The organism is Denitratisoma sp. DHT3, assembly GCF_007833355.1.
Taxonomy (GTDB): domain Bacteria; phylum Pseudomonadota; class Gammaproteobacteria; order Burkholderiales; family Rhodocyclaceae; genus Denitratisoma.
Window position 1 is genome coordinate 2,423,326 of sequence record NZ_CP020914.1, and the last position, 13,374, is coordinate 2,436,699.

At 69.5% G+C, this 13,374-nt stretch carries 12 protein-coding genes and 1 riboswitch; of the genes, 10 read left to right on the forward strand and 2 right to left on the reverse strand.

The window, feature by feature from the left end; all coding sequences use genetic code 11:
- The first annotated feature begins 142 nt into the window (after nt 1-142).
- The 10 genes from B9N43_RS11125 (at nt 143) to B9N43_RS11170 (ending at nt 9,061) form a co-directional block, all read left to right on the forward strand.
- Nucleotides 143-997, forward strand: a complete 855-nt coding sequence (locus tag B9N43_RS11125) for a D-amino acid aminotransferase (RefSeq protein WP_145843536.1) — start codon at nt 143-145, stop codon at nt 995-997.
- Entirely contained in the window at nt 987-1,250 is a 264-nt protein-coding gene (locus tag B9N43_RS11130) for a YbeD family protein (protein ID WP_145842268.1), read from the forward strand. Before B9N43_RS11125 ends, B9N43_RS11130 begins: the two co-directional genes overlap by 11 nt.
- Entirely contained in the window at nt 1,229-1,858 is a 630-nt protein-coding gene (gene lipB / locus B9N43_RS11135) for a lipoyl(octanoyl) transferase LipB (protein WP_145842269.1), read from the forward strand. The genes B9N43_RS11130 and lipB overlap by 22 nt, the downstream gene beginning before the upstream one ends.
- Nucleotides 1,851-2,801 carry a lipoyl synthase gene (lipA, locus tag B9N43_RS11140; RefSeq protein ID WP_145842270.1) on the forward strand — a complete coding sequence of 317 codons (951 nt, stop codon included), beginning with the start codon at nt 1,851-1,853 and terminating at the stop codon, nt 2,799-2,801. Before lipB ends, lipA begins: the two co-directional genes overlap by 8 nt.
- 7 nt (nt 2,802-2,808) lie before the next feature.
- Complete coding sequence (locus B9N43_RS11145) at nt 2,809-3,144, forward strand: glucosamine--fructose-6-phosphate aminotransferase (protein ID WP_145842271.1); 336 nt, start codon at nt 2,809-2,811, stop codon at nt 3,142-3,144.
- Nucleotides 3,141-3,626, forward strand: coding sequence for a helix-turn-helix domain-containing protein (locus B9N43_RS11150; protein ID WP_145842272.1), 486 nt, complete (start codon nt 3,141-3,143; stop codon nt 3,624-3,626). The genes B9N43_RS11145 and B9N43_RS11150 overlap by 4 nt, the downstream gene beginning before the upstream one ends.
- Before the next feature lie 140 nt (nt 3,627-3,766).
- Nucleotides 3,767-4,417 carry an ethylbenzene dehydrogenase-related protein gene (locus B9N43_RS11155; RefSeq protein WP_145842273.1) on the forward strand — a complete coding sequence of 217 codons (651 nt, stop codon included), beginning with the start codon at nt 3,767-3,769 and terminating at the stop codon, nt 4,415-4,417.
- Nucleotides 4,418-4,437: 20 nt separating this feature from the next.
- A complete protein-coding gene (locus B9N43_RS11160; protein ID WP_222428713.1) occupies nt 4,438-5,469 on the forward strand; it encodes a 4Fe-4S dicluster domain-containing protein in 1,032 nt (343 codons plus the stop codon).
- Complete coding sequence (locus B9N43_RS11165; protein ID WP_145842274.1) at nt 5,466-8,429, forward strand: molybdopterin-dependent oxidoreductase; 2,964 nt, start codon at nt 5,466-5,468, stop codon at nt 8,427-8,429. The genes B9N43_RS11160 and B9N43_RS11165 overlap by 4 nt, the downstream gene beginning before the upstream one ends.
- A complete protein-coding gene (locus B9N43_RS11170; protein ID WP_186453792.1) occupies nt 8,426-9,061 on the forward strand; it encodes a molecular chaperone TorD family protein in 636 nt (211 codons plus the stop codon). Before B9N43_RS11165 ends, B9N43_RS11170 begins: the two co-directional genes overlap by 4 nt.
- Before the next feature lie 35 nt (nt 9,062-9,096).
- Here the strand turns inward: B9N43_RS11170 and metH are convergent, their stop codons facing one another.
- Both metH and B9N43_RS17205 read right to left on the reverse strand, forming a co-directional pair.
- Complete coding sequence (metH, locus tag B9N43_RS11175) at nt 9,097-12,723, reverse strand: methionine synthase (RefSeq protein WP_409994734.1); 3,627 nt, start codon at nt 12,721-12,723, stop codon at nt 9,097-9,099.
- Nucleotides 12,724-12,901: 178 nt separating this feature from the next.
- A riboswitch (S-adenosyl-L-homocysteine riboswitch) is annotated at nt 12,902-12,993 on the reverse strand.
- Nucleotides 12,994-13,048: 55 nt separating this feature from the next.
- Complete coding sequence (locus tag B9N43_RS17205) at nt 13,049-13,204, reverse strand: hypothetical protein (RefSeq protein ID WP_186454059.1); 156 nt, start codon at nt 13,202-13,204, stop codon at nt 13,049-13,051.
- Nucleotides 13,205-13,374: the final 170 nt, after the last annotated feature.

The window sequence follows — 13,374 nt, forward strand, 5'->3', positions numbered from 1 at the left end:
AACTCCGTGGCGGTAGTGTACCATCTGCGCCTCCGGCGCGGGCCGCTTTCCCTTGCGGCGGCACGACGGGAAAGCTGCTGTTTCAGGGGGGCGCGGAGCGTTTGCCGATCGTTCTCCGCAACCCACAGAGGCATCCAGCATGATGGTCTATCTCAACGGCGAATGGCTGCCTCCCGGCGAAGCTCGGATCTCGGTCATGGACCGGGGCTTCCTCTTCGGCGACGGCGTGTATGAGGTGATCCCCGTCTATTCGCGCCGCCCCTTCCGCCTGGCGGAGCACCTGCGCCGGCTCGACCGCAGCCTGGCCGCCGTGCGCATCGCCAATCCCCACGGCCCCGAAGTCTGGGAGACGCTGGTGCGGGAAGTGGTGGAGAGCGCCGAATGGGACGACCAGTCCGTCTATCTCCAGGTCACCCGGGGCGCCGCGCCGGTGCGCAACCATGCCTTTCCCAAGGCGGCCACGCCCACGGTCTTCCTGATGACGGAGCCTCTGCCGGTGCCCCCCGCCGAACTGCGCCAGACCGGCGTCACCGCCGTCTCCGCCGCCGACAACCGCTGGCACCGCTGCGACATCAAGGCCATCTCGCTCCTGGCCAACTGCCTATTGCGCCAGGAGGCCGTGGAGGCCGGCTGCGCCGAGACGGTGCTGTTCCGCGACGGCATCCTCACCGAGGGCGCCGCCGCCAACATCTTCGCGGTGAAGGACGGCGTGCTGCTGGCCCCCCAGAAAAACCATCTGATGCTGCCGGGCATCACCTACGACGTGGTGCTGGAACTGGCGGCCGCGACCGGCCTGCCGCACGAGGTGCGCGACATCCTCGAAACCGAGGTGCGCGGCGCCGACGAGCTCTGGTTGAGCTCCTCCACCAAGGAGATCCTGCCCATCGTCCGCCTCGACGACCGGCCCATCGGCGCCGGCAGCCCCGGCCCGGTCTATGCCGCGATGTACCGCAGCTACCAGGAATTCAAGCAGAAGGTGATGCGCAATGGCGGATGAAACCCTGCTCGCATTTCCTTGCGACTTTCCCCTCAAGATCATGGGGGAAACCCGCAACGGCTTCGCCCAGGCGGTGCTGGAAGTGGTGCGGGTCCACGCCCCCGACTTCGACGGCGCCACGATCGAGATGCGCCCCTCCTCCAGCGGCAAGTACCTCTCCCTGACCTGCACCGTGCGCGCCACCTCGAAGGCCCAGCTCGACGCCCTCTACCAGGACCTGACCGGCCATCCATGGGTGAAAGTGGTGCTCTGATCGTCCGCCGCCTGGGCCGCCTGGATTACGTGCCCACCTGGCGCGCCATGCAGGACTTCACCCTGTCGCGCCGGGAGGACACGCCCGACGAGTGCTGGCTGCTGGAACACCCGCCGGTCTACACGCAGGGACAGGCCGGCCGCGCCGAGCACCTGCTGCGTGACATCGGCATTCCCGTGGTGCCCATCGACCGCGGCGGCCAGATCACCTACCATGGCCCCGGCCAGCTCGTGGTCTACCTGCTGGTGGACCTGCGGCGCAAGCCCTACAAGGTGAGGGAGATGGTGCAACGCATGGAACAGGCGGTCATCGATCTGCTGGCGGACCACGGCATCGCGGCCGAGCGCAGGAGCGGCGCCCCCGGCGTGTATGTCGGCGCCGCCAAGGTCTCGGCCCTGGGGCTGCGGGTGAAGAACGGTTGCAGCTATCACGGCCTGGCCCTGAACATCGACATGGACCTGGCCCCCTTCGCCGCCATCAATCCCTGCGGCTACGCCGGGCTGGCCGTCACCCAATTGAGGGACCTGGGCGTGACCGACGATCTTTCCACCGTGGGCGACAAGCTGGTCGCCCACCTGCAAGCACAACTGGGGGCCTCCCATGGCTGAACGCGGCGTCAAACAGAAGGGCGAAGCCAAGACCGCCCGCATTCCGATCAAGGTCGTGCCGGCGGCGCAGCCGCTCAAGAAGCCCGACTGGATCCGGGTCAAGATCGGCAGCGGCAGCGGCCGCTTCGACGAGGTCAAGAAGGCGCTGCGCGACCACGCGCTGCACACGGTGTGCGAGGAGGCCACCTGCCCCAACATCGGTGAATGCTTCGGCAAGGGCACCGCCACCTTCATGATCCTGGGCGACATCTGCACCCGCCGCTGCCCCTTCTGCGACGTGGGTCACGGCAAGCCCCTGGCGCCGGACCCCGAGGAGCCGGAGAAACTGGCGCGCACCATCGCCGCGATGAAACTCAAGTACGTGGTGATCACCAGCGTGGACCGCGACGACCTGCGCGACGGCGGCGCCCAGCATTTCGTCGACTGCATCCGGGCCGTGCGCCGGCACTCCCCCGGCACCCGGATCGAAGTGCTGGTGCCCGACTTCCGCGGCCGGCTGGAGATCGCGCTGGAAATCTTCGACCAGGCGCTGCCCGACGTGATGAACCACAACCTGGAGACCGTGCCGCGCCTCTACAGGCAGGCCCGGCCCGGCGCCGACTACGCCCACTCATTGCAACTGCTGAAGGATTTCAAGGCCCGCCATCCCGAGGTCACCACCAAGTCGGGCCTGATGGTGGGCATCGGCGAGGAGGACGCGGAAATCCTCGCCGTGATGCGCGACCTGCGCGCCCACGCCGTGGACATGCTGACCATCGGCCAGTACCTGGCCCCCTCCGGCCACCACCTGCCGGTGCTGCGCTACGTGCATCCCGACGTCTTCAGGATGTACGAGGCCGAGGCGGGCAGGATGGGCTTCGTCAATGCCGCCTGCGGCCCGCTGGTGCGCAGCTCGTATCACGCCGACATGCAGGCGCATGACGCGGGCGTCGTGGGCGCATAGCCCCGCGATGAACCTCGTCGATGCGCTTCGGCGGTGGCCGGGAGAGGGTTTCGCCGCCGCCCTGAAAGCGGCGCTGGAACGGCTGCCCGTGCATGAGTTGCCGCTGGGCGGAGGCGGCGGCCTGACGGTCGCCGACAATCCGGTCACGGTCTCGCTCCTGGAGGCCGAGGCAACCGCCGCCGCGATCGTCGCCAAGGTCGGCGTCTTCTACGAGGAAATCCTCGCCGGCTGCGCCTGCGGCGACGAGCCGCAGACCGCCGCCGCCTACCGGGAAATCCGGGTGACCATCGACCGGGCCGGCGGCGCGGCGCATTTCGAAACCCTGCCGGAATCCGCGCCATGAGCATCGACGATCGGGAATTCACCCAGCACTACTACCGGGCGTCGTATCTCTTCGCCCGCTTCACGGTGCCCTACATGCGCAACATCTACCGGGAATTCGAAGGGGACATGGTCCTGACCCTGGTCCTGGGCGAGATCGCCACGCGCAATGTCGGGCAGTTCTTCGAGCAGCCGGCCGGGCCGCTGCCGGAAACCGTGCTCAACGACCTGGCCGAGCAGCGCCGCCTGCTGCGGCCGTGCAACGCCAACTCGGTCAGCGAGGCCACCGGCATTCCGCGGGAGACGGTGCGGCGCAAGGTCAATGCGCTGATCGAACGGGGCTGGGTGGCGCAGGACGAAAAAGGCCATCTCTTCGTCACCCAGAAATCGGCGGAGCGTTTCGAACGCTTCATGTTCGACACGCTGGAATCCCTGCTTCCCGCCGCCCAGGCGCTGGCGCGGATGCTGGCGCCCGGCGCCGCCGCGCGTCACGACGAGGACTGACGGCCAGGCATCCCCCGCGTCGCAGCATCGCTTCCCATTTTGGGAGATTCGGCCCGCCGCATCCGCAACGGCCGGCCTAGGATTCCAAGCGCATCACGGTCTGGCGCCGGCCGCCGCAGGCGCCTTCATCGGGAGTCCTCGTGAAAGCGAACCGCACCCCCCTTTCCCTGGCGCGCCTGCTCGACCCCGCCGACGCCGCCTGGCAACAGGCCGATGCCACCCGCCTGCCGCTGCAAGGCACGCCGGCCGCCATGCAGCCCACCGCCGCCGTCCGCAACCATTGGCAGAAAAAAACCATCGGCGCCGTCGCCAGCGTCGAAGTGCGCGCCCTGTGCACCGACGATGCGCTGGCCTTCCATCTGCGCTGGGCGGATGCCGCCGCCACCTTCGACCATGGCGACAACAGCCGCTTTCCCGATGCCGCCGCGATCGCCCTGCCGCTGCACGCCGACGCGCCGCTGCAAACCATGGGTGCGCCCGAGGCCCCGCTGACCGCCTGGTACTGGCGCGCCGACAGCCGGGAACAGGGTTTCCAGGTGCTGGCGCGGGGCCCCGGCAGCACCCGCATCGTCGATCGCGCGGTGCGGGTCGGCGCCGGCTGGGCGGATGGCCGCTGGCAGGTGGTGATCGCGCGACGCCTGGGGAATGGCGGCACGGCCGACACCATCGACCTCGCCCCCGGCCAGGAACTCCGCTTCGGCGTCGCCGTGTGGGAAGGCTCCCACGGCGAGCGCGGCGGCCTGAAAGCCTTTTCCGGCGACTGGCGGCCCCTGCGGCTGGCCGGCGCCTGAGCGACGGCGGGAGAACGACGATGAGCAAGATCGAGCGGCAAATGGCGATGGTGATGGACCTCAACAAGTGCATCGGCTGCCAGACCTGCACCGTGGCCTGCAAGACGCTGTGGACCAGTGATCCGGGCATGGAGGCGATGCTCTTCAACAGCGTCAACACCCAGCCCGGGGCCGGCACGCCGCGCGACTGGGAAACCCTGGGCGGCGGCTTCCCCGGCGGCGAGGCGACGCTGGGGGCGATGCCCACCACCACCGGCTTCGGCGAAGCCTGGCGCTTCAACCACGGCGAAGTCTTCCACGGTGGCCAGGGACAGAAGATCCACCTCCAGGTCCAGGGCGAGCAGCCCGCGTGGGGGCCCAACTGGGACGAGGACCAGGGCGGCGGCGAGTTTCCCAACAGCTTCTTCTTCTACCTGCCGCGCATCTGCAACCACTGCACCCATCCGGCCTGCGTCGAGGCCTGTCCGCGCCAGGCGGTGGTGAAGCGGCCCGAGGACGGCGTGGTGGTGATCGACGAGACCCGCTGCCGCGGCTATCGGCACTGCATGGAAGCCTGCCCCTACAAGAAGATCTATTTCAACCACGTCAGCCAAGTCAGCCAGAAGTGCATCTTCTGCTATCCGCGCCTGGAGCAGGGCGTGGCGCCGGCCTGCGCACGCCAGTGCCCGGGGCGGGTGCGCTTCGTCGGCTACCGCGACGACCCGGCGGCGCCGATCTGGAAACTGGTGGACAAGTGGCGGGTGGCGCTGCCGCTGCATCCGGAGTTCGGCACCGAGCCCAACGTCTTCTACGTGCCGCCGGCCGGCCCGGCGCGCTTCGATGCCGAGGGCGACGTCGACGAGAGCCGGCCCCGCATCCCCGACGCCTATCTGGTCTCGCTCTTCGGCCCCCGCGTGCTGGACGCCCTGGCGGTGCTGAAGGCCGAGCGGGAAAAGGCGCGCCGCGGCGAGCGCTCGGAACTGATGGACCTGCTGATCGGCTACCGCTGGAAGGAAATGTTCGGCGGCTTCGACAAGAACCCCCAGACCCTCGACTGGAGCGACGCCCGATGAAACCCCATGCCGCTGTCCCCGCCCCAGGCGCGGAGGAACGCTCCGCGCCTGACCTGGCGAACCTGCCGAACCTGGCGGAGCGCCGCCGCTTCATCCTCGGCACCACGTCGGGCCTGGCCGCCGCCGGGCTGGGCCTGTGCAACCTGCGTCCGCTGCCGGCGCGGGCCGAGAGCGGCACGCCGCCGCCCGACCCGCGCCAGACGCCCAAGACGATCCGCTACCAGGATTACTCGGACATCTGGCGCGACAAGTGGAAGTGGGACAAGGTGGTGAAAGGCACCCACACCCGCGCCAACTGCATCTCCGCCTGTTCCTGGGACGTCTATGTGAAGGACGGCATCGCGTGGCGCGAGGAGCAGGCCGCGCTCTACGAACCGTCGCGGCCCGACGTGCCCGACTTCAATCCGCGCGGCTGCCAGAAAGGCGCCTGCTATTCCCACCTGCAGACGGCCGACTCCCGCATCACCCACCCCCTGAAGCGGGCCGGCGCGCGCGGCGAGGGCAAATGGAAGCGCATCAGTTGGACCCAGGCGCTGGACGAGATCGCCGACAAGCTGATCGATGCCGCGATCGCCGAAGGCACCGAATCCATCGTTTTCGACGACGGCACCACCAATGCCGGCTACGGTCCCGAGTCCGCCGGCGACATGCGCTTCGCCGAGGCGATCCAGGCCACCCGCATCGACTCCTGGGCCGGCGTCAGCGACATGCCGATGGGCGCGCTGCAAACCTGGGGTCTCTACAACTGCGAGGGCACCTCCGACGACTGGTTCCGCTCCGACTACATCGTGATCTGGGTCGGCAACCCGGTCTATACGCGCATTCCCGAAGTGCATTTCATGCACGAGGCCCGCTATCGGGGCGCCAAGCTGGTGGTGGTGGCGCCGGACCTGAATCCGAGCACCGTGCATGCCGATCTCTGGCTCAACATCAAGCCGGAGACCGATGCCGCCCTGGGCCTGGCCTGCGCCCAGGTGATGATCGAGGAGGGGCTGTTCAAGCGCGACTACGTGCTGGAACAGACCGACCTGCCGTTCCTGGTGCGCCAGGACGACGGCCGCTTCCTGCGCCAGAGCGATCTGGTCCGGGGCGGCGCCGACAACGCCCTGTATCTCTGGGACGAGGCCACGGGGCAGCCGGTGGTGGCCCCCGGCTGCGAGGGCGACGGCAGCGGCGGCCGCAGCCTGCGCCTGGGCGCCCTGCGCCCGGCCCTCTCCGGCAGCTTCAGCGTGACCCTGGCCGACGGCGCCCGCGTCGAGGTGCGCACCGTCTTCGACCGCCTGCGGGCGATGCTGGACCGCGAATACCGCCCCGAGCAGGCGGCCGCCGTCACCGGCCTCAACCCACGGCTGATCCGCCGCTTCGCCCGCGAAATGGCGGCGGCGCCCGCGGCGATGATCTTCGCCTCCTGGGGCGCCTGCAAGCATTACCACAGCGACCTGTTCCAGCGCGCGATGCTGCTGCTGATGAACCTCACCGGCAACCAGGGCAAGCCCGGCGGCGGCATGCGCATCGCCTCCTGGTGGGGCATGGACGGGCTGGACGCGATGACCGAGGCGCCGCTGTCGCTGATGGACAAGCTGCGCCTGATCCCCAAGGCCCTGCGCGGCTTCACGCCGCGCGACTACGAGCAGATCTTCACCGAGATCAGCGACAAGTCGCCGATCACTCCGCTGATGGTTTTCCTCTACGTGCACGGCGGCTACAAGGAGATGTGGGACCAGGCCCATTTGCAGGACCCGGCCCTGCCCCGCCCGCTCAGCCAATACCTGCGCGAATCGCTGGACCGCGGCTGGATGCGCGTCCATCCCCCGGAGCACCGCGCGCCGCGGGCCTACCTCTTCACCGGCTGCAACCCGCTGCGACGCTGGCCCTCGCCCCAGATCGCCCGCGAGAAGCTGTGGCCCAAGCTCGACCTGGTGGTGTCGGTGAATTTCCGCATGAGCACCAGCGGCATGTTCGCCGACTACATCCTGCCGGTGGCCGGCTACTACGAGAAGTACGGCATCAAGTACGGGCAGAGCTACGTGCCCTACATCATCTGCGCCGACAAGGCCACCGAGCCCCTGGGCGAGGCCAAGTCCGACTGGGAGGTGTTCGGCCTGCTCAGCAAGCACGTGGCCGAACGGGCCAAGGCGCGCGGCATCGGCCCGGTGCGCGGCTTCCGCGACCAGCCGCTGGATCTGAGCCGGACCTACGCGCGGCACACCTCCGACGGCAAGTTCGATCCCACCGATCCGGAAGACCCGATCAAGCTGATGGACCTGATCTTCGCCAACAGCCCCAACGTCGCCGCCAAGAGCGGGCGCGAGGCGCTGCGCCTGGGCGCGGTGCCGGTCACCGCCCACGCCCGGCCCTCGCCCATCTACCAGAACTACAGCGACTTCGCCCAGGGCGACACCCACTGGCCGCACCGCGACTTCGTCGAAAAGCGGGTCGCCTGGCCCACCCTCACCGGCCGCCAGCAGTTCTATCTGGACCACCCCTGGTTCCTCGAAGGCGGCGAGGCCCTGCCGGTGCACAAGGACCCGCCCCACGCCAGGAGCAAGTATCCGCTGCGCATCAACGGCGGCCACACCCGCTGGAGCATCCATGCCATCTGGCGCGACCTGCCGCTGATGCTGCGGCTGGAGCGGGGGCAGCCGGTGTGCTTCATGAATCCGGCCGACACCGCCGCCCGCGGCATCGGCGACGGCGACATGGTGCGGGTGTTCAACGACCACGGGCGTTTCGAATGCATGGTGAAGGTCGCCGCCGCCACCGCGCCCGGCGAGGTGATCATCTACCACGCCTGGGAGGCGTACCAGTTCAAGGGCTGGCAAGGCCAGCAGGAGCCGGTGGAAGCGCCCTGGAAGGCCCTGCACCTGGCCGGCGGCTACAGCCACCTGCACTACCGGATGTTCTACGGCGGCCCCAGCCACGCGCCGCGCGGCGCGCCGGTCGAGGTGGAGAAAGCATGAACGCGCAAGCCCGCAGCCACCTGCGCTGCCACGCCTACGGCCTGCTGGCGGCGCTCATCGACTATCCGGACGACGCCTTCCCGCCCCTGGTCGCCGACGGCCGGGCGATGCGGCAGTGCCGGCAGGTGCTGGGCGCACTCCACCCCGCCCTGGAAGCGTGCGTCGCCTGGCCGGACCTCGCCGACGCGGGCGACGGCGCGGACGCCCTGGCGGTGGAATACACCCGCCTGTTCGACGTCGCCGGCAGCGGCGGCCCCCTTTGCCCGCTCCACGGCGGCGGCTACCGCCCCGATTCGCGGATGCAGCTGCTGCGGGAACTGGTGCGCTTCTACAACCACTTCGGGCTGACCACCGAAGCCGCGCCGGCACGGGAACTGCCCGACCATCTGGCGACCCAGCTCGAATTCCTGCACTACCTGAGCCGGCTGGAGAGCGACTGCCTGGCGCACGACACCGACGCCGACGACTGCCGCCGGGCGCGCCGCGACTTCCTCGAACGCCACCTGGCCCCCTGGCTGCCGCAACTCGCCCGGCGTCTGGCGCAGCACCAGGCGCTGCCCTTCTACCGGACCCTGGGGGAGCTGCTGGCGCGCTTCATCCGTCTGGAAACGGAAGCGCCGGCGCTCTCCTGAGCGCCTGCCGCGCTCCGATCCCTGGCCAGCCCTGGCTACAGGAGCGGCGCCAGCCAGCGTTCCGCCTCGCCCACCGACATGCCGTTGCGGCCGGCCCAGTCCTCGGCCTGGTCGCGGCCGATCTTGCTGACCGCGAAGTAATGCGCCCGCGGATGGGCCAGGTAGAAGCCCGACACCGCCGCCGCCGGGGTCATCGCGTAGCTCTCGGTGAGCCTCATGCCGATCCGCGCCTCGACGTCGAGCAGCCGGAACAGTCCGCCCTTGGCGGTATGGTCGGGGCAGGCCGGATAACCCGGCGCGGGGCGGATGCCCTGGTAGGCTTCCGCGATCAGCGCGTCGTTGCCCAGCGCCTCGTCCGCCGCGTAGCCCCAGTATTCCTTGCGCACGCGCTCGTGCAGCCATTCCGCGCAGGCTTCGGCGAGCCGGTCGGCGAGCGACTTGAGCATGATCGCGTGATAGTCGTCGTGGTCCGCCTCGAACTCGGCGAGCTTCTTCTCGATGCCGATGCCGGCGGTGCAGGCGAAGGCGCCGGCATAGTCGGCCACTCCACCGGCATCCGCACGCGGGGCGACGAAATCGGCCAGGCATTCGTTGGCCTTGCCCTCGGGCCGCTGGTGCTGCTGGCGCAGGCCGTGCCAGGTCATCAGCGGCGCGCCTCGCGCCTCGTCGGCGTAGAACTCGATGTCGTCGCCGCGGGCGTTGGCCGGGAACAGGCCGAACACCGCGCGCGCGGTCAGCCACTTCTCGGCGACGATGCGCGCCAGCATCGCCTGGCCATCCTTCAGCACGCCGCGCGCCGCCTCGCCCACGGTGGCGTCGTCCAGTATCTTGGGGTAGCTGCCGGCCAGATCCCAGGTCTGGAAGAAGGGGCCCCAGTCGATGTAGCGCGCCAGCGTCGCCAGGTCGATGTCGGCCAGCACGGTGATGCCCGGCGTGCGCGGCTTCACCGGCGCGTAGTCCAGGCGCGTCGCGTTGGCCCGCGCCGCCGCCAGGGGCAGCAGGGTCACGCCCTTCTTCTGCGCGTGCTGCTGGCGCACCCGATCGTAGTCGGCGGCGATCTCCGCCTTGTAGGCGGCGGACTGCTCCGCCGACAGCAGCCTGGTCACCACGCCGACGGCGCGCGAAGCGTCGGGCACGTAGATCACCGGACCGCGATAGCCGGGGGCGATCTTCACCGCCGTGTGCGCCCGGCTGGTGGTGGCGCCGCCGATCAGCAGCGGGATCGCCCCGCCCTCCGCGTCGCCGGCGCCGAAGCCCTGGCGCTCCATCTCGGCGGCGACGTGGCTCATCTCCTCCAGCGAGGGCGTGATCAGGCCCGACAGGCCGATCACCTGCGCACCGTGCTCCCTGGCGGCGTGCAGGATCTTCTCGCAGGGCACCATCACGCCCAGGTCCACGACTTCGTAGCCGTTGCAGCCCAGCACCACGCCGACGATGTTCTTGCCGATGTCATGCACGTCGCCCTTGACCGTGGCGACCACGATCCGGCCCTTGCTGGCGGCGCCGCTCCTGCGCTTCTCCTCCTCGATGAAGGGCACCAGGTGGGCCACGGCCTGCTTCATCACGCGGGCCGACTTCACCACCTGGGGCAGGAACATCTTGCCGGCGCCGAACAGGTCGCCGACCACGTTCATGCCGGCCATCAAGGGCCCTTCGATCACCGCCAGCGGCGGCCTGCCCGCGGCTTCCAGGGCGGCGCGGCACTCCTCGGCATCGGCCACCACGAACTCGGTGATGCCCTTCACCAGCGCGTGCTCCAGGCGCTTTTCCACAGACCACTGGCGCCAGGCCAGGTCCTGGACCTGTTCCTTCGCCTGGCCCTTCACCGTCTGGGCGAATTCCACCAGGGCGTCCCCGGCCCCCGGCTTGCGGTTGAGCACCACGTCCTCCGCCTTTTCCCGCAGCACCGGGTCCAGGTCGTCATAGACGCCGAGCTGGCCGGCGTTGACGATGCCCATGGTGAGCCCGGCCCGCACCGCGTGGTAGAGGAACACGGTGTGGATCGCCTCGCGCACCGGCTCGTTGCCGCGGAAGGAGAAGCTGACGTTGGAGACCCCGCCGCTGGTCCTGGCGTGGGGCAGATTGGCGCCGATCCAGCGCACCGCCTCGATGAAGTCCACGGCGTAGTTGTCGTGCTCGGGGATGCCGGTGGCGATGGCGAAGACGTTGGGGTCGAAGATGATGTCCTCGGCGGGGAAGCCGTCGGCCACCAGCAGATCATAGGCGCGCTTGCAGATCCCGGTCTTGCGGGCGAAGGTGTCGGCCTGGCCCTGCTCGTCGAAGGCCATCACGATCACGGCGGCGCCGTAACGCTTCGCCAGGCGCGCCTGTTCGAGGAATTGCGCCTCGCCCTCCTTCATCGAGATGGAATTGACGATGCCCTTGCCCTGCACGCACTTGAGGCCGGCCTCGATCACTTCCCACTTGGAGGAGTCCAGCATCAGCGGCACGCGGGCGATGTCCGGCTCGCAGGCGACGCGGTTGAGGAACTGCACCATCGCCGCCCGCGAATCCAGCATCGCCTCGTCCATGTTCACGTCCACCACCTGGGCGCCGTTCTCGACCTGCTGGCGGGCCACGACCAGGGCGTCCTCGAAGCGGCCCTCCAGGATCATGCGGGCGAAAGCCTTGGAGCCGGTGACGTTGGTGCGTTCGCCGACATTGACGAACAGCGAGTCGGCGCCGACGTTGAACGGCTCCAGGCCCGACAGGCGCAGGCGCGGCTCGGGCGCGGCCGGGGCGCGCGGCGCGAGTCCGGCGACCCGCTCGGCGATGGCGCGGATGTGCTCGGGCGTGGTGCCGCAGCAGCCGCCGACGATGTTCACCAGCCCCGAGCGGGCCCAGTCGCCGATCTCCTCGGCCAGCATCGCGGGCGTCTCGTCGTAGCCGCCGAAGGCGTTGGGCAGGCCGGCGTTGGGGTGGGCGGAGACCAGGCAGTCGCACAGGCGCGAGATCTCCTCGACGTGCTGGCGCAACTCCTTCGCCCCCAGCGCGCAGTTGAAGCCGAAGGCCAGGGGCTGCGCGTGGCGCAGGGAGTTCCAGAAAGCCTCGGGGGTCTGGCCCGACAGCGTGCGCCCGGCGGCGTCGGTGATGGTGCCGGAGATCATCACCGGCCAGCGCCGCCCCGCTTCGTCGAAGAAACGCTCGACGGCGAACACCGCGGCCTTGGCGTTCAAGGTGTCGAACACGGTCTCGATCAGCAGGATGTCGGCACCGCCGTCGGTGAGGCCGCGCGCGGCTTCGAGGTAGTCGGCCACCAGTTCGTCGAAGGTGACGCTGCGGAAGCTGGTGTCGTTGACGTCGGGCGAGAGCGAGGCGGTGCGGCTGGTGGGGCCGATCACGCCGGCGACGAAGCGCGGCTTGTCGGGCGTCGAATACTTGTCCGCCGCCTGCCGCGCCAGGCGGGCGCCGGCCAGGTTCAGTTCGTGGGCCAGGTCTCCCAGTCCGTACTCGGCCTGGGAGATGCGCGTCGAATTGAAAGTGTTGGTCTCCAGGATGTCGGCGCCGGCCGCCAGGTAGGCTTCGTGGATGCCGGCGATCACCTCGGGCCGGGTCAGCAGCAGGAGGTCGTTGTTGCCCTTCAGTTCCTTGCCGTGGTCGCGGAAACGCTCGCCGCGGTAATCGGCCTCGGCCAGGCCGTGGCGCTGGATCATGGTGCCCATCGCGCCGTCGAGGATCAGCAGGCGCCGCGCGGCCAGGGCGCGCAGTTCGGCGCTGCGGTCGGGCTGCGGGGCGGCGTCGAGGACAGTGGGGGTGTGGGGGGTGGTCACGGCAATCTCCAATCCATGACCGGAACCGGAGCGCCGATGCGGCTCACCTGTATCCCGGTCAATATTCCAGGTTCGGTGAGCGCCGTTGGAGAATTCCGAGCCTAGGGCCGGGGCTGGACGATCTTCGGTCCGGCCCGCTACCTTGCAGCGCTCCTCGGAAACGCGCGCATTATAGCGTCGGGCAGGCGACATGGGTCGCCGCTGACGCGGGCACCCCCTATTCGGTGCGATAGCCGATGCGGACGCCGCCCCAGTGGCGTCCCTTGACATAGACCGGCGCCGAGATGTCGTGCATCACCTCGCCGGTATCGCGGCGGTAGGTCTGGATCAGGAACGGCAGCGTGTGGCGCCCGGTGCCGGCGTAGCTTCCCATCAAACCGACGGCGAGAAGCGCCGTGCCGCACACCAGTCCATGACGACGGGCTGACCACCCTGGATAGTCGATCGATCCGTTCCATCGCACTTCCTCCTTTGCCTTTGAAGGACAGGAGCGCAAGGCCGAGGGCAAAGACTTACATCATCCTTATGGCGCCCCCAGCGGCA